This is a genomic window from Variovorax sp. ISS6 (assembly GCF_056523145.1).
Window position 1 is genome coordinate 3,354,915 of sequence record NZ_JAWRZC010000001.1, and the last position, 15,270, is coordinate 3,370,184.

General features: G+C 65.1%; 13 protein-coding genes and 1 pseudogene. 6 read left to right on the forward strand and 8 right to left on the reverse strand.

Annotated features, from left to right (window positions below; all coding sequences use genetic code 11):
* Positions 1-8: 8 nt before the first annotated feature.
* From AC1HIL_RS15375 to AC1HIL_RS15390, 4 genes are read left to right on the forward strand one after another with little or no spacing between them, the layout of a single operon-like run.
* Positions 9-1,295 carry an arsenic transporter gene (locus AC1HIL_RS15375; RefSeq protein ID WP_296731891.1) on the forward strand — a complete coding sequence of 429 codons (1,287 nt, stop codon included), beginning with the start codon at positions 9-11 and terminating at the stop codon, positions 1,293-1,295.
* Positions 1,296-1,333: 38 nt separating this feature from the next.
* Positions 1,334-1,765 carry an arsenate reductase (glutaredoxin) gene (gene arsC / locus AC1HIL_RS15380; RefSeq protein WP_296731888.1) on the forward strand — a complete coding sequence of 144 codons (432 nt, stop codon included), beginning with the start codon at positions 1,334-1,336 and terminating at the stop codon, positions 1,763-1,765.
* A complete protein-coding gene (arsH, locus tag AC1HIL_RS15385) occupies positions 1,749-2,468 on the forward strand; it encodes an arsenical resistance protein ArsH (RefSeq protein ID WP_296731885.1) in 720 nt (239 codons plus the stop codon). The genes arsC and arsH overlap by 17 nt, the downstream gene beginning before the upstream one ends.
* 16 nt (positions 2,469-2,484) lie before the next feature.
* Positions 2,485-3,684, forward strand: a complete 1,200-nt coding sequence (locus tag AC1HIL_RS15390; protein ID WP_296731881.1) for an MFS transporter — start codon at positions 2,485-2,487, stop codon at positions 3,682-3,684.
* A 73-nt stretch (positions 3,685-3,757) separates the two neighbouring features.
* Here the strand turns inward: AC1HIL_RS15390 and AC1HIL_RS15395 are convergent.
* The 3 genes and pseudogenes from AC1HIL_RS15395 to merR all read right to left on the reverse strand — a co-directional run bounded on the left by AC1HIL_RS15395 (position 3,758) and on the right by merR (position 7,362).
* Positions 3,758-4,556 (reverse strand): annotated as a pseudogene (locus tag AC1HIL_RS15395) (MFS transporter).
* 208 nt (positions 4,557-4,764) lie between these two features.
* Positions 4,765-6,714, reverse strand: a complete 1,950-nt coding sequence (locus tag AC1HIL_RS15400; RefSeq protein ID WP_422097416.1) for an FTR1 family protein — start codon at positions 6,712-6,714, stop codon at positions 4,765-4,767.
* Positions 6,715-6,969: 255 nt separating this feature from the next.
* The gene (gene merR / locus AC1HIL_RS15405; protein ID WP_296731875.1) at positions 6,970-7,362 is read right to left on the reverse strand and encodes an Hg(II)-responsive transcriptional regulator; all 393 of its coding nucleotides are present in this window, start codon (positions 7,360-7,362) and stop codon (positions 6,970-6,972) included.
* 65 nt (positions 7,363-7,427) lie between these two features.
* Between merR and merC the strand changes: the two genes are divergently transcribed.
* On the forward strand, positions 7,428-7,850 hold the full coding sequence (merC, locus tag AC1HIL_RS15410; RefSeq protein ID WP_296731872.1) for an organomercurial transporter MerC: 423 nt from the start codon (positions 7,428-7,430) through the stop codon (positions 7,848-7,850).
* Positions 7,847-8,083, forward strand: a complete 237-nt coding sequence (locus AC1HIL_RS15415) for a GDCCVxC domain-containing (seleno)protein (RefSeq protein WP_296731870.1) — start codon at positions 7,847-7,849, stop codon at positions 8,081-8,083. Before merC ends, AC1HIL_RS15415 begins: the two co-directional genes overlap by 4 nt.
* 141 nt (positions 8,084-8,224) lie before the next feature.
* Here AC1HIL_RS15415 and AC1HIL_RS15420 read toward each other — a convergent pair whose 3' ends face one another.
* The 5 genes from AC1HIL_RS15420 to AC1HIL_RS15440 all read right to left on the reverse strand — a co-directional run bounded on the left by AC1HIL_RS15420 (position 8,225) and on the right by AC1HIL_RS15440 (position 15,178).
* Positions 8,225-8,518: a hypothetical protein gene (locus AC1HIL_RS15420; protein WP_296731867.1), complete on the reverse strand. Its 294-nt coding sequence runs from the start codon at positions 8,516-8,518 to the stop codon at positions 8,225-8,227.
* Between the two features lie 61 nt (positions 8,519-8,579).
* Positions 8,580-8,984, reverse strand: coding sequence for a hypothetical protein (locus tag AC1HIL_RS15425; RefSeq protein WP_296731864.1), 405 nt, complete (start codon positions 8,982-8,984; stop codon positions 8,580-8,582).
* A complete protein-coding gene (locus AC1HIL_RS15430; RefSeq protein ID WP_296731862.1) occupies positions 8,971-12,150 on the reverse strand; it encodes an efflux RND transporter permease subunit in 3,180 nt (1,059 codons plus the stop codon). The genes AC1HIL_RS15425 and AC1HIL_RS15430 overlap by 14 nt, the downstream gene beginning before the upstream one ends.
* Positions 12,147-13,826, reverse strand: coding sequence for an efflux RND transporter periplasmic adaptor subunit (locus tag AC1HIL_RS15435; RefSeq protein ID WP_296731859.1), 1,680 nt, complete (start codon positions 13,824-13,826; stop codon positions 12,147-12,149). The genes AC1HIL_RS15430 and AC1HIL_RS15435 overlap by 4 nt, the downstream gene beginning before the upstream one ends.
* Positions 13,823-15,178 (reverse strand): TolC family protein, encoded by a 1,356-nt coding sequence (locus AC1HIL_RS15440; RefSeq protein ID WP_296731857.1) that lies wholly within the window; start codon positions 15,176-15,178, stop codon positions 13,823-13,825. The genes AC1HIL_RS15435 and AC1HIL_RS15440 overlap by 4 nt, the downstream gene beginning before the upstream one ends.
* Positions 15,179-15,270 lie beyond the last annotated feature (92 nt).

Here is a 15,270-nt window from a genome sequence, read left to right on the forward strand (position 1 = left end):
TCGTCCCCATGCTCGCGGCCATCCTCATCTTCATCTTCACACTCGTGCTAGTCATCTGGCAGCCGCGCGGCCTGGGCATCGGGTGGAGTGCCTCGCTGGGCGCCGTGATCGCGCTGATCTTCGGCGTGGTCCACCTAGCGGACATCCCGGTCGTCTGGGGCATCGTCTGGAATGCCACGGCAACCTTCATTGCCGTCATCATCATCAGCCTGCTATTGGACGAGGCAGGTTTCTTCGAGTGGGCGGCCTTGCACGTGGCGCGATGGGGGCGCGGCAACGGCCGCCGTCTCTTCGCCTTCATCGTCCTGCTGGGCGCGGCCGTCTCGGCCCTCTTCGCCAACGACGGCGCGGCGCTCATCCTCACGCCGATCGTGATGGCCATGCTCGTCGCCCTCGGCTTCACGCCGGCCACAACGCTGGCCTTCGTGATGGCAGCCGGCTTCATCGCCGATACCGCCAGCCTGCCGCTGATCGTCTCGAATCTCGTGAACATCGTGTCGGCCGACTTCTTCAAGATCGGGTTCAATGAATACGCTGGCGTGATGGTCCCGGTGAACCTCGCCGCCGTGGCGGCCAGCTTGGTGGTGCTGATGCTCTATTTCCGTCGGGACATTCCGGCGACCTATGACGTGGCACAGCTCAAGAATCCGGTGGAAGCCATTAGGGACCCCGCCACCTTCCGGGCCGGCTGGATCGTGCTGGTGCTGCTGCTCATCGGCTTCTTCGCACTGGAGCCGCTGGGTGTGCCGGTCAGCGCGGTTGCTGCCGTGGGCGCAGCCATCCTTCTTGCAGTCGCCGCGCGTGGTCATGTCATCAGCACGCGCAAGGTGCTGCATGGTGCGCCTTGGCAGATCGTGATCTTCTCGCTCGGCATGTACCTGGTGGTCTACGGCCTGCGCAACGCCGGGCTGACCGGCCAGATCTCGTCGCTGCTCAACGTGTTCGCGCAGAGCGGCGTCTGGGGCGCGGCCATGGGCACCGGCTTTCTGACGGCGGGCCTGTCGTCCATCATGAACAACATGCCAACCGTACTGGTGGGCGCACTGTCCATCGATGGGTCGAGTGCGTCGGGCCTGGTCAAGGAGGCGATGATCTACGCCAACGTGATCGGTTGTGACTTGGGCCCGAAGATCACGCCCATTGGCAGCCTGGCCACGCTGCTGTGGCTGCATGTGCTCCAGAAGAAAGGCACGACCATCGCCTGGGGCTACTACTTCAAGGTCGGCATCGTGATGACGCTGCCCGTATTGGCCGTCACACTGGCCGCGCTGGCATTGCGACTGAGCGCCAGCTGAGACCTGACCCTATCACCTTCAAGTTTGCAAGCGAATTCATGAGCGACATCACCATCTATCACAACCCCGCCTGCGGCACTTCCAGGAACGTGCTCGCACTGATCCGTAACACGGGCGAAGAACCCACGGTCATCGAATACCTGAAGACCCCGCCCGACCGCGAGAAGCTGGTGCAGCTGATCGCCGCCATGGGCACCCCTGTGCGCAGCCTGCTGCGCCAGAAGGGCACGCCCTACGACGAGCTAGGCCTGGGCGATCCGAAGTGGACCGACGACCAATTGATCGACTTCATGCTGCAGCACCCGATCCTTATCAATCGCCCGATCGTGGTCACGCCGTTGGCGACACACCTGTGCCGCCCGTCCGAAGTGGTGCTGGACATCCTGCGGCGTCCGCAACTTGGCGCCTTCACGAAGGAGGACGGCGAAGCCGTGATCGACGAGAAAGGCCAACGTGTCGCTAAGTCCTGAACTCCCCAATCTCGATCTAGAGGTCTTCCGAGAGCCGAATCTGCAGCGCCTGCTGCCATCCGAGCGGGCCACGCACGCGCCTCGCATCCTGCTGCTGTATGGCTCGGTCCGCGAGCGCTCCTATAGCCGGCTGCTGACCGAAGAAGCCGCTCGTTTGCTGCGCAAGATGGGAGCGGAAACGCGCATCTTCGATCCACGCGGTCTGCCACTGCCCGACGGCGCGCCCGAAGACCACCCGAAGGTGAAGGAGCTGCGTGATCTGGCGCAGTGGGCCGAAGGCATGGTGTGGTGCTCGCCGGAACGCCATGGCGCGATGACCGGCATCATGAAGTCGCAGATCGACTGGATCCCGTTGTCCGTCGGTTCGGTGCGGCCAACACAAGGTAAGACGCTCGCGGTCATGGAAGTCTCGGGCGGATCACAGTCGTTCAACGCCGTGAACCAGCTGCGCGTGCTGGGCCGGTGGATGCGCATGATCACGATCCCCAACCAGTCGTCGGTGGCCAAGGCCTTCCTGGAATTCGACGAGTCCGGCCGGATGAAGCCCTCGCCGTATTACGAGCGGGTGGTCGACGTGATGGAGGAACTGATCAAGTTCACGCTGCTCACGCGCGACTGCGCGGAGTATTTGGTCGACCGATACAGCGAGCGGCGCGAGAGCGCAGAGGCCCTCTCGAAGCGGGTCAACCTGCGAAGCATCTGAGAGAGGCGAATCCAGCGTGCAAAGCAGGACGACAACCACAGTGATGTTGGGCGTGGCTCAGACTTTGGCCTGGGCCTCGTCGTACTACCTGCCTGCGGTGCTGGCCAGCGCCATCGGCGCAGACACCGGGACCTCTACATCCACGGTCTTTGGTGCTTTCTCGGTAGCACTGCTGGTCGCTGCAGCCACCGGGCCGTATGCCGGTCGACTCATCGATCGCCTGGGCGGACGCCCGGTGCTCATCGCCAGCAACCTGGTGTTCGCCTCGGGGCTGGCTGCACTGAGTCAGGCCACGCATGCCAGCCATGTGTTCGTCGCCTGGGCGTTGATGGGCCTGGCCATGGGGAGCGGACTCTATGAGGCCGCGTTCGCTACCGTGGTACGCCTGCATGGCAAAGATGCGCGGAGATCAATCACCGGCATCACACTGTTCGCAGGCTTTGCGAGCACCGTCGGGTGGCCCTTGTCGGCCTATCTGGAAAACGCCGTAGGCTGGCGCGGCGCGTGCCTTGCATGGGCGGCATTGCATTTGGTGATTGGACTTCCTCTCAACGTGCTGCTGCCACGAGTCGCTCGTGCGAATCAGGCGTCGAAGGAGGCAACTGGCGCAGGAAAAGAACCTGGCGCCGGATTGTCCCCGGCGCAGCAGCGCCGGGCGGCGATCCTGATGGCCTATGTCTTTGCCGTCACCTGGTTCATCAGCACGGCGATGGCCGCCCACTTGCCGGAACTCCTGCTGGCCAGCGGAGCCAGCCTGGCCGCGGCCGTTGGCATCGCCGCCATGGTCGGGCCGGCCCAGGTGGCGGGACGAGTGATCGAGTTCACCTTTTTGAAGCGCGCGCATCCGCTGCTCTCGGCCTGGTTGGCCACGCTGGCTCATCCACTGGGCGCGCTCTGTCTCGGTCTGCTTGGCACATCGGCAGCAGCAGCCTTTGCCGTGCTGCATGGCCTAGGCAACGGCATCCTGACCATCGCCATCGGGACGCTGCCGCTCCTGATCTTCGGCGCGAAGGGTTACGGACAGCGTCAGGGATTCCTCATGGTGCCGGCGCGCATCGTCCAGGCTGGGGCGCCGTTCCTGTTTGGTATGGCCGTGGAACGGTGGGGAGATGGTGCGTTGTGGTTCTCCGCCATGCTTGGCGTGTCCGCTTGTCTTGCGCTGGTGATCATGACTGCTGATATGAAAAAGACCGCTCTCGCGCCCGAGTCTTGCTGAAATCAGCATTTCGGAAGTCGGAATTCCCTCTTCATGGCACAGCCATCAGCGCCTGTTCGCTGTCCCCACTTGCCTATCGGCGATGCCACGCCAGCCCAGCAAGCGCCATCGTGCAAAAGGCCGCGCCGGCGTGGAAGGTGACAGATGCGCCGAGTCGGTCCCACAGCAGGCCGGCGATCACGCTGGCGGCCAACATGGCAAGGCCGCTGACCAGGTTAAAAAACCCGTAGGCGGTGCCGCGCAGGTCGGCGGGCGCGGTGTCCGCCACCATGGCGGTCAGCAGGCCTTGCGTCATGCCCATGTGAACGCCCCAGAGCGCGACGCTCCGGGGACCACCGCGACCCAGAACACGGCCCTGAAATCGTTGGCCCAGAGCAGCATCAAGCCGACGGCCAGCAGCGGCCCGAGGAAGGCCCCGAGGGTGTCGATCGACTGGCGCAGGCCGAAAGCCGCACCGCGCAGGTGCGCCGGCGCGATGTCGGCGACCAGCGCATCGCGGGGCGCCCCGCGAATCCCCTTGCCGACCCGGTCCAGCAGCCGTGCCGTCAGCACGATGCCCAGGGTGGGGCGAGCGCGAAGAGCGGCTTGGTCAGTGCGCCCAGTGCGTAGCCGAACATGGCCAGACCCTTGCGCTTGCCGAGATAGTCGCTCAGCGTTCCCGAGAAGACCTTGACGATCAGCGCAGTAGCCTCAGCGAGCCCTTCGATCAGTCCGACCGCGAAAGCGCTGGCCCCGAGGGTGGAGACCATGAACAGCGGCAGCAGGCTGTGGATCATTTCCGAGGAAATGTCCATGAGCATGCCAACGAACCCCAGGACCCAGACACCGCTCGGGATCTGACGCAGGATCGGGAGATCGTCGCGAGTTGCCATGTGGATCTTCTCGAGTGTGCGTAGAAATACAGCGCATTCTGGCTGCGCATCGGGTCAGCGCCGCAACCTTCCCGTTGCAATCAGCTGACCGGGGCATCCGATTGGGCTTTCTGGCGCGCCCAGAAACGCGCAACTCGACCATTTCGCTGTGCTCGCAGGCCGCAGCGACGCGCAATTCCTTCGCGTTGATGACTTACGGCCAACTACTTCATGTTGACCGAGGCTGTCGTGCCCTTACCGAGTTCAGCGCAAAGCCCGCCAGCGCAATGATCAGGACCACAGCCTGCGCGATGGTGGTCTCCGCAGACGGATACATCCCGAGTACCTCGATGCGGGGCCAGTGGATTGGACTGGCGCTGAGCCACCCTGCCTCCTGGAGGCCCGCAACCCCCTTGCCAGCGAGCACGACCGCGAGCACCGCCACCAGGATCGAGCTGAGGCTGAAGAACTTGCCGATGGGCATGCGAGCGCTGGTGCGCAGCATGAGCCATGCGATGACTGCGAGGACGGCCAGGCCCCCCACCAATCCGCCAAGCAAGGCGCCGTTGTTGCCGTCTCCAGCGAGCGCCGAATAAAACAGGACCGTCTCGAAGACCTCACGGTAGACGGCAATGAACGAAAGCGCGAACAACGCCCATGCCGAGCGGCCCGTCATCGCTGCGGAGAGCTTTTCCTTCAAATAGGCCTGCCATTTGCCCGCGGTGCTCTTCTGGTGCATCCAGAGACCAACGCTCAGCAATACGATGGCCGCAAAGAGCGACGACACCCCTTCGGTCACCTCGCGGCTGGCACCGCTGATACTCACGAAATAGGTCGCCACGGCCCAGGTCAGGCCGCCACAGGCGAGCGCGACGATCCACCCCCCGTGAACATAGGCCAGGACATCGCGCCGTTCGGCCTTCTTCAGGAAGGCCACCATGCCGACGACGATCAGCAACGCTTCCACACCTTCGCGAAGCAGGATCGTGAGAGAGGCGATGAACGTGGTCAGTGGGTCGGCCTTGTCCGCCCCCAACTCGCTATCGACCTGCGCAAAGAGGTAGTCCAACTTCTGCGCCGCAGCATCGGCTTGCTCCAACTTGCCACTGGCAAGCGCGCCGCGGTAGGCCAGCATGGAATTTTCTACTTCGGTGAGCAGCACCTGGTTGCGCGCGCGCAATGCCGGCTCGAGCGGCTCAAAGCCATCCAGGTAGGCCGACAGGCCCAACCGCGTCGCGTTGGCCTGGTCACCCGCGCGAGCTGCGGCAAGGCTCTCCTGAAGACGTGTGCGGGCCAGGCCCAATCCGCCCGGACCATTCGCTGCAACAGTGACTTCCGGGTGGCTTCGAACGTAGGCGGTGAGATCACGTGCCGTGTCTGGAGACATCCGCTCGGACAAGGCAGCCTCGGTCAAGGTGGCAGCAGCCGCCAGGTCGGGAAAAACCGCCTTGGCGGCGGCGTCCCGGCCCCAGGATTGCTCACCGCGTGTGCGCATGGCGTCGTCGTGCGACAGCGTCCCCGCGAAAAATGCCAATGCCCACCGATCCTCATCGGGCAGCGTCGCGAAACTGGGCATCGGGGTGCCGGCGACGCCTTGAGAGACGACCTGATAAAGCGCAAGCACGCTGCGCGAACGGGCCCGATCGCGATCGGTGAATGCGATTGGTGGTGGGGTCAGTTTGGCGCCCAGTGGTCCATCGCCCCGTCCTGTCGCTCCATGGCAGGCGGCGCAGTTGGCCTCGAACAGCACCTTGGCACGCACGAGGTCTGGCGGCTTGGATGGCGAGAGCGGGAACGGGTACGCCTTGACCAGTGCCGCAGCCAATGAATGGGCACTGTCGGCCACAGCCTTTGCATCCGCCTTCGCCGCGATGAGCTCGCTCAGCGCCGTGGCTTGGCGTTGCAGCTCTGGGAGCGCTGGCGTGCTCGGCAGCGCGGCGAGCTGCTGCCCAGCCGTCGCAGCAAACTCCTTCATTTCTTCATACTCGCTGGCACTCTGGACCTTACCGTCACTCACCGCACCGCCGTAATCGACTGCAAGGTAGTCCAGCAACTGCCAAGTCTGCTTGGCTTGGTCGCTCGCAGCGGAGTCCGCAGCCCAGGCCAGAGAAGACGACCAGAGCGCAAGAAGCGCCGTCATTGCCAAGAATCGCCTGGCCCAGAGTGAGAGCATTTTCATGTTGTAGTAGCGCTATTGATTCTCATTTTAACGAGGGCTCGCATTACTGCCTGGGTAAATGGGTGGAAGTGACTCCAGAGCAGCCGCGCGAGCGCGGGGAAAGGGCCGCAAGGCCCGGGAGATTCCCCTCTCAGCTGTTGTTGGCCTTGGCCGCAGCGGGCGTGGATTCTCGAGAGCATGCCGAGAAGCTTGCGCTCCTCAGCGAACGACTGTCCTCGGCGCGTCAGCAGCGATACCGATCGGTGCCCGCCAAGGCTATTCCTGCAGTGCAGCGATCAGCGGGCAGCACACACTGGCGCGGCTTGTGCTGCAGTCGTCAACCAAAGTCGCCAGGGCTGACTCGATGCGATGCAAGTCCACCAGCTTGGCACGCACGTCGGCAAGTTTTTGCTCCCCGAGTTGGCGAGCGTCACCACAATGGGTGCCATCTTCCAGCGTCAGCAATCCGGCCACCTCCTCGAGGCTGAAGCCCAGGCACTGCGCAGACTTCACGAACCGAACTCTCGCCACATCTTTCTGGCCGTATCGACGGATGCTGCCGTAAGGCCGGTCTGGCTGTGGCAGCAACCCCTTGCGTTGATAGAACCGAATGGTCTCCACGTTGACCCCGGCGGCCTGCGCGAATACGCCGATGCTGAATTGGTCCATGACGCTTGACTCCGTACTTGACTACGGAAGTATTGTGGGCTTTTCGAAAGACATGGAGGCAGTCAATGGAATGGATCGCACGGTTTGCCGACAAAGCCGGAGCCCTGGGCAGCATCGTCTCGGCCGCGGCGTGCCCAGCATGCTTCCCGGCCTTGGCGAGCCTTGGCGCTGCGGCGGGTCTTGGCATCTTCAGTGGCTACGAAGGCCTGTTTCTCACCACGCTGCTGCCGCTGTTTGCAAGCATTGCACTGGTCGCCAATGCCGTCGGTTGGTATCGCCATCGACAGTGGTATCGCGGCTTGGTGGGCATGATCGGCCCGGTGATGGTGCTGGTGGCCATGCTGCTCTTCTTCGGCCAATGGTGGACGGCTGAACTGCTGTATGCCGGGTTGGCCTTGATGGTCGGCGTGTCGCTGTGGGATCTGCTGTCGCCAGCGCACAAGCGATGCAGTGGACATGGCTGTGAAAGTGGGAGGGTGCGCCAATGACGCAAGGACAAGGCGAGCACGGCGCAGTCGTTTTCGACTCCGTGCTGACATGCCCCCACTGCGGCCACGCAAGGCGTGAGGCAATGCCTGTGGACGCCTGTCAGTTCTTCTACGAATGCGAGAACTGCAAGATCTTGCTGCGCCCGAAATCCGGCGACTGCTGTGTGTTCTGCTCCTTCGGCTCGGTGAAGTGCCCGCCGGTCCAGGCGCAGCAGCAATGTTGCAGTCCGTAGCTCAGGGGCGCGATCCCTGCTTTCCGCGACTCCGATCGCGTGGCTCCTCGCGCTCGTCGCGACCCTTGCCCAGATCGCGGCAATGGCACCGAAGTCCTCTACGCCCAGCAGACACAGGTGTCTGCTGGGCGCACGCGGGCACTACGACGACACGTTCTTGCACGCCCTCAACTGGGCTTCATAGCGGGCTCGGCGTTGACGGTTTTCGCCCGGGGTGGTCAGCGCTCGCGGGCCATGGTCCAGCGGCAGCACCAGTGGCGGTGGCGGACAGTTCGGCGAGCCCTTGCCGGCCAGAGTGTCGGCTCGGCGTTCAGCGGCCGCGACCTGTGCGGCCTTGCGCCCTTGCTCGATGACCTGGAAATCCGGCCCTGCCAGAGCAGGCAAGGCGGCACCCAAGGTCAGGGCGCCGATGAGAATGACGAGTGGCTTTTTCATGATGAACTCCTGGAATTGATGGATGGAAACAAACGCGAGCTGTGACACTCGCTGTCGCCGATCAATCCAGCCAACGGCAGTACAGGATGCGCACAGGCAACCGGATATGCCGACCTCCAGGATCGAAATAAGTCGCTTCAGGTAGCGGCGGGACATGCACCGGCCACGCCGTTGCCTCATGTTCGCGGCAATCACCACCGACCTCGTGCGGCCATGGCGCCGGGGCGCTGTAGCACAACGCGCAGGGCATGGCATCCATGGCCGCCGGCATTGGCGTGGCGTCCATGGCTGCGAACGCGACCGGCGCCGTCGCGACCGAAGGGGGCAAGCGTGCCGCCCCTACCTCCTGCTGCAGAACAGGCATCGACGCCAGCGCCGCAGTGCCGAGCAAACTCAAGCACAGATACAGGAACAGCGCGACGCCGAGAGGTGTGCGTTGTTGCTGCAGGCGTTCAGGTCGGGCCATGGCCTCTTCTCCAGAACGTGCGGCGAGGTGCGTGCTGATCACGAGGCTCGCGCGCCCGCCGCATCAACAGGTACGCCGCGGGGATCACGAACATCGACAGCAACGGGGCTGTGATCATCCCCCCCACCATCGGCGCGGCAATTCGCTGCATCACCTCGGAGCCGGTGCCCGTTCCCCACATGATCGGAAACAGGCCCGCCAGGATGACAGCCACGGTCATCGCCTTCGGACGCACGCGCAGCACCGCGCCTTCGCGGATCGCGTCCAACAGATCGGCCGTGCTCGTCTTGCCCTGGTCGACCCGGTCGTCCCAGGCATGCTTGAGGTACAGCAGCATGATCACGCCGAACTCCGCGGACACACCGGCCAGCGCGATGAACCCGACCGCCCCCGCGACGGACAGGTTGTAGCTCAGCAGGTACAGCAGCCAGATGCCACCGACCAGGGCAAACGGCAGCGCGGCCATGATCAGGAGCGCTTCGTCGAACCGCTTGAAGGTCAGGTACAGCAGCACGAAGATGATGAGCAGCGTGAACGGCACCACCACCTTCAGCTTGGCGGTGGCCCGCTCCAGGAACTCGAACTGGCCGGACCAGGAGACAGAGTAGCCCGGCGGCAGCTTCACGTCCTTCGCGACTGCGCGCTGCATATCCTGCACCGCCGAGCGCAGATCGCGTCCGCGGATGTCCACATAGACCCATCCCGACAGCCGCGCGTTCTCGCTGCGCAGCATGGGAGGCCCGTCGGCGACGCGGATGTCCGCGACATCGGAGAGCAGCAGCCGCGCCCCGCGCGCGGTGACGATCGGCAAGGTCCGCAACCGCTCCAGCGAATCGCGGATCTCGCGGGGGTAGCGCACATTGATCGGAAAGCGCTGCAGCCCTTCCACTGTCTCGCCGACGTTCTCGCCGCCGACCGCCGAGGCGATGACCGACTGCACATCGGCGATGTTCATGCCGAAGCGCGCCGCCGCGTCGCGCTGGATGTTCACATCCACGTAGCGACCGCCGGTCAGGCGTTCGGCCAACGCGCTGGAGACACCCGGCACGTTCTTGAGAACGCGCTCGATGTCGCCCGTGATGCGGTCGATGGTGGCCAGGTCGGTGCCCGCCACCTTCACGCCCACCGGGCTCTTGATCCCGGTGGCCAGCATGTCGATGCGGTTGCGGATCGGGGGCACCCAAATGTTGGTGAGGCCCGGCACCTTCACGATGCGATCCAGTTCCTCGACCAACTTGTCCTGCGTCATGCCGGCGCGCCACTGTTCGCGCGGCTTGAACTGGATGGTGGTTTCGAACATCTCCATCGGCGCCGGGTCGGTGGCCGACTCCGCGCGCCCGGCCTTGCCGTAGACGCTGGCCACCTCCGGGACCGTCTTGATCAGGCGGTCGGTCTGCTGCAGTAGCTCGCCGGCCTTGCCCGCCGAGAGGCCCGGCAGTGCCGAGGGCATGTAGAGCAGGTCGCCCTCGTCCAGGCGCGGCATGAACTCCCCGCCGATGTGCTGCAGCGGCCACAGGCTCAGGACCAGCACGACCACGGCGCCCGACAGCGTCAGCTTCGGCCAGCGCAGCACCGCGTCCAGCAGCGGCCGGTAAACCGTGATCAGCAGCCGGTTGAGCGGGTTGGTCTTCTCGTCGGGGATCTTGCCGCGGATCAGGTAGCCCATCAGCACCGGGATCAGCGTGACCGCCAGCCCGGCTGCCGCCGCCATCGCATACGTCTTGGTGAAGGCCAGTGGAGAGAACATGCGTCCTTCCTGGGCCTCGAGCGTGAACACAGGAATGAACGACAGCGTGATGATGAGCAGCGAGAAGAACAAAGCCGGCCCGACTTCGGCCGCCGAGTCGGCCACGACCCGCCAGTGGTTCTCTCCCTGCAGACGCTGCCCGGGATGCTCGTGGTTCCACTGCTCGATGTGCTTGTGGGCGTTCTCGATCATCACCACCGCCGCATCAACCATCGCGCCAATGGCGATCGCGATGCCGCCCAGCGACATGATGTTGGCATTGACCCCCTGGTAGCGCATCACGATGAACGCCGCCAGGATGCCGATCGGCAGCGAGACGATCGCGACAAAGGCGGAGCGCAGGTGGAACAGGAAGATGAAGCACACGACCGCCACGACGAGGAATTCCTCGAGCAGCTTGAAGCCGAGGTTGCGCACCGCCCGCTCGATCAGGTTGGACCGGTCGTAGGTCGGCACGATCTCTACCCCCTTGGGCAAGCTCTCCTGCAGCGTCTGGAGCTTTTCTTTCACGGCGGTGATGGTTTCCAAGGCATTTTTACCCGAGCGCATCACGATCACGCCGCCGACGGCTTCGCCTTCGCCGTCGAGCTCGCCGATGCCGCGACGCATCTCCGGCCCGACCTGGATGCGGGCCACGTCGCCCAGGCGTACGGACACGCCGGCGTCGGTGGTCATCAGGGGGATCTTGCGAAAGTCCTCCAGGCCCTGGAGGTAACCCGTGGCTCGCACCATGTATTCGGCCTCACCGAGTTCGAGCACCGAGCCGCCGGTTTCCTGGTTGGCCTTCTGGATGGCCTCGACGACCTGGGTATGCGGGATCCGGTAGGCCGCCAGTTTCTCGGGATCGAGCACGACCTGGTACTGACGCACCATGCCGCCCACGGAGGCCACCTCGGCGACATTGGGCACCGTCTTCAGTTCGTACTTGAGGAACCAGTCCTGCAGGGCGCGCAGTTGGGAAGCGTCCTGCGTGCCGCCGCGGTCGACCAGCGCGTACTGGTAGATCCAGCCGACGCCGGTGGCATCGGGCCCGAGCGAGGCCTTGGCACCGGCGGGCAGGCGCGACTGCACCTGGTTCAGGTACTCCAGCACCCGCGAGCGAGCCCAGTACAGGTCGGTCCCGTCCTCGAACAGCACGTAGACGAAGGAATCGCCGAAGAACGAATAGCCGCGCACCGTCTTCGCGCCCGGCACCGACAGCATGGTCGTGGTGAGCGGGTAGGTGATCTGGTTCTCGACAATGCGCGGCGCTTGGCCCGGGTAGGTGGTGCGGATGATGACCTGAACGTCCGAAAGGTCGGGCAACGCATCCAGCGGCGTGCGCAGCACTGAATACACGCCCCAGGCGCTGACCATCAGGGTGGCCAGCAGGACGAGGAACCGGTTGGCGATGGACCAGCGGATGAGCCTGGCGATCATTGCTTGACCCCTGGCGTGGACGGCGTGGCTGGCATGGCGCCAGGCGCGGCCGGCGTCACGCGGGTGAGTTGCGGCAGGTCGTCCTTGTCGATGAAGAACTCGAAGCTCGCGCGGTCGCCGGCCTTCACGTTGCCCGGTGCGCCGCCAGGCGGCAGCTTGAACTCCATGGTCATCGCGCCCCACTTCATCGTGGGAATCGGGCCGTGCGAGAAGGTCATCGTGTCCGCGGTGATGCTTTCCACCTTGCCTTCGCCCAAGTGCTTTGGAACCCCTGCAGCCGCTATGGCGGGGGTGCCGACTGCTGGCGCTGCCGCGGTAGGCGCGGCGTTCAGGCGCGCCTCGACACCCTTGAGACTGGCCTCCGAGTCAATCAGGAACTGCGAGGACACCACGACACGCTGGCCGGCCTGCAGCCCGCGCTTGATCTCGGTCTGGCCACCGCTTTCGACGCCGATCTCGACATCGACCGGCCGGAACCGACCGTTGTCCTCCGCCAGCATGACGACCGTGCGCTTGCCCGTCTGGATGACGGCCTCGGTCGGGATCAGCAACGCCTTGTCGGCACGCGTATCCGTGAAATTCATCGAGACGAACATGCCGGGCACCAGCCTGCCGGTCGGATTCGCCAGTTCCATGCGTGCCTTGAGGGTGCGCGTCGCCGGATTCACATCGGGAAGAATGGCTTGCACCTTTCCATCGAAGGTCTCGCCAGGCGCGGCAGGCGTTCTGGCCAGCACCCTGGCGCCCAGTCGAACCAGCGCCGCCTGGCTCTCGGGGACTTCGGCGTTGGCCCAGACGGTGGCCAGGCCGTTGATGCGAAACAGCGTAGTGCCGGCGCTCACCGTCATGCCTTCGCGCGCGGCGAGTTCAGTGACGACGCCACCGATTGGCGCGGCCAGCGTGATGCGAGGCTGGGTGCGGCCGCTGCGTGCGACGAGTTCGATCTGCCCGTCGCTCATGCCGACCTGGCGCATGCGTTGACGCGCGCCGTCGACCAGCGGGGCCAGGTCGGTGCCGCGCATGCGTTGCACCGACAGGAACTCCTCCTGTGCTGCGATCCATTCCGGGACGTAGAGCTCGGCCAGGGCCTGGCCTTTCTTCACCTGATCGAGCGTTGCGCGCACGTTCAGGCGTTCGACGTAGCCGGTCGCCCGGGCCTGCACGATGACCTGGTCACGCTCGTTGAAGGCGATGCTGCCGACCGTGGCCACCTGCGGCGACACGCTGCCCTCGGACACAAGAGCGGTTCGTACGCCCAGATTCTGCTGCACCCGTGCACTCACCGTCACGCTGTTCTGGTCGCCGTCACCACCTGCGTAGACGGGCGACATCATCATGTCCATGAAGGGCGACTTCGCCGGCTTGTCGAACTTGTTCCCCGGCACCATGGGGTCGTGGTAGTAGAGGATCTTCTTGCCGTTGGCTGGATCGGTGTCGCCAGCCTTCAGCCCTGCCGCGATGTGGCGCCGGGTGGCGTCCTCGCCGGTCTCGTTGGGGGAAGCTGGCGATGCCATCGGGGCGCTCGCCGTGGGCATGGACGCCGCCGGGCTCACGTCGGCGGTCGGTGACGGGGCCATGCTCCTGCCGCGCTGCAACCCGAAGGTGTACGCGCCAAGGGCGGCCGCAGCGAGGACCGCTGCGGCGATCAATCCAAGGAAAAAGGGTTGGGTTTTCATTGTTGAGGCTCCTTGACGTCCACGGTCGTTGTCGACGCACTGGCAGCGAGTGCTGGGTGGCCGGCCGGAATCAGGAATTCGAGCTGAGCCCATAGGCCTGCGGTTTCCATCTCGAGGCGCAGGCGTTCCATGCGCGTGTCGATCTCCATGCGTCGCGCCTCGAGCGCGGCGCTCAGGGTTCCTGCGCCGCCGCGGTAGGCGGCCAGTACAGCCTGCGTGCGTTCGGAGGCGAGCGGAATCAGCGAGCTGTCGTACAACGCCAGCCGCTTCCGGTTGCTCTGCCATTGCTGCAGCAGGGAGAGTGCTTCGGCGGTGCTTTCGCGGGTGGCCTCTTCCCGTTGGGCCTGCATCTGCTCGGCCGTCGCGAGCTTGGCTGCGAGTTCCCGGTCCTGGCGATTCTTCTGGTCGAGCTGCAGTGGGATCGACACGTTGAGCGACACCATGTTCGAGTAGGCTGGGCCACGCTGGCTGTACATCAGCTCGACGGTCCAATCGGAGCGCTTGTTGCTCTGCGCGATGTCGGCCTCCGCGCGCGCTACGGCTTCCTGCCGTGCCATCAGCGCGATCTGGGGATGCTCACCGATGTGGGCCTCCAGATTGCGGGCGTCCAGGCGAACGGAGCCCAGATCCGGGAGCACCGTCGAGGGCTGGGGTGTGCCCGGCCCAACCCAGCGCGCCAAGCGCGTTTGAGCCGTGGCGATTTGACGCTCCTGCGCAATGATTCGGTCGTCCAGTTGCGCCAATGCGGAGCGCGCAGTGAACACATCGGCCTGCGTGCCACGACCGCCACGGTAGGCAGCGTCGGCGCCCTCGATCTGCAGGTTCAGCTCGGCACGTTGCGTTTGCAGCAGGTCTCGCATCCGACCTTGGTAGTAGCGATCGAGCCAGGCAGTTGCGGTGTCGCGCCGCAGGTTGGCCAAGGCCACGGCGCGAGCCGCTTCGGCGACATCGACTTCACGGTCAAAGCGCGCCGCGCGAGCCTGGCGCTTGTCGGAGCGGGTGAACTCCTGCATCACCCCGATCGAGCGCATCGTCATGAAATCGCGCGTGAGGCTGAAACGGTCGCCGCCGTTGACCGGTAGGTTGCTGATGCCGGCCTTCAGCACCGGGTCGGGCAGTTGGCCGGCGGCCACGGCCATCGCGCGCGCCGCGCCGGCGGCCGCGTCTTGCGCGACGATCTGGCGCGAGCGCTCTTCGGCAAGCCGCAGCGCCGAGTCGAGGGTGAGCGCCTGTGGAGGCTGTTGCGCATGGGCGCCGAGGCCGAGGGTGCCGGCGCACAGCGCCAACGCCACGGCCCACTGACGGGGCCAGCGCCGTGCGTGCGGCCTGGCGGGGAAAGAAACGGTGAACATGAGATCTCCTGACGACAAACCCCGTGGGGCAGGTGTCGGGCCGCTGCGCCACGCACAGGTGAAACCCGTGCGGACGGCAAGGCACGACCGGT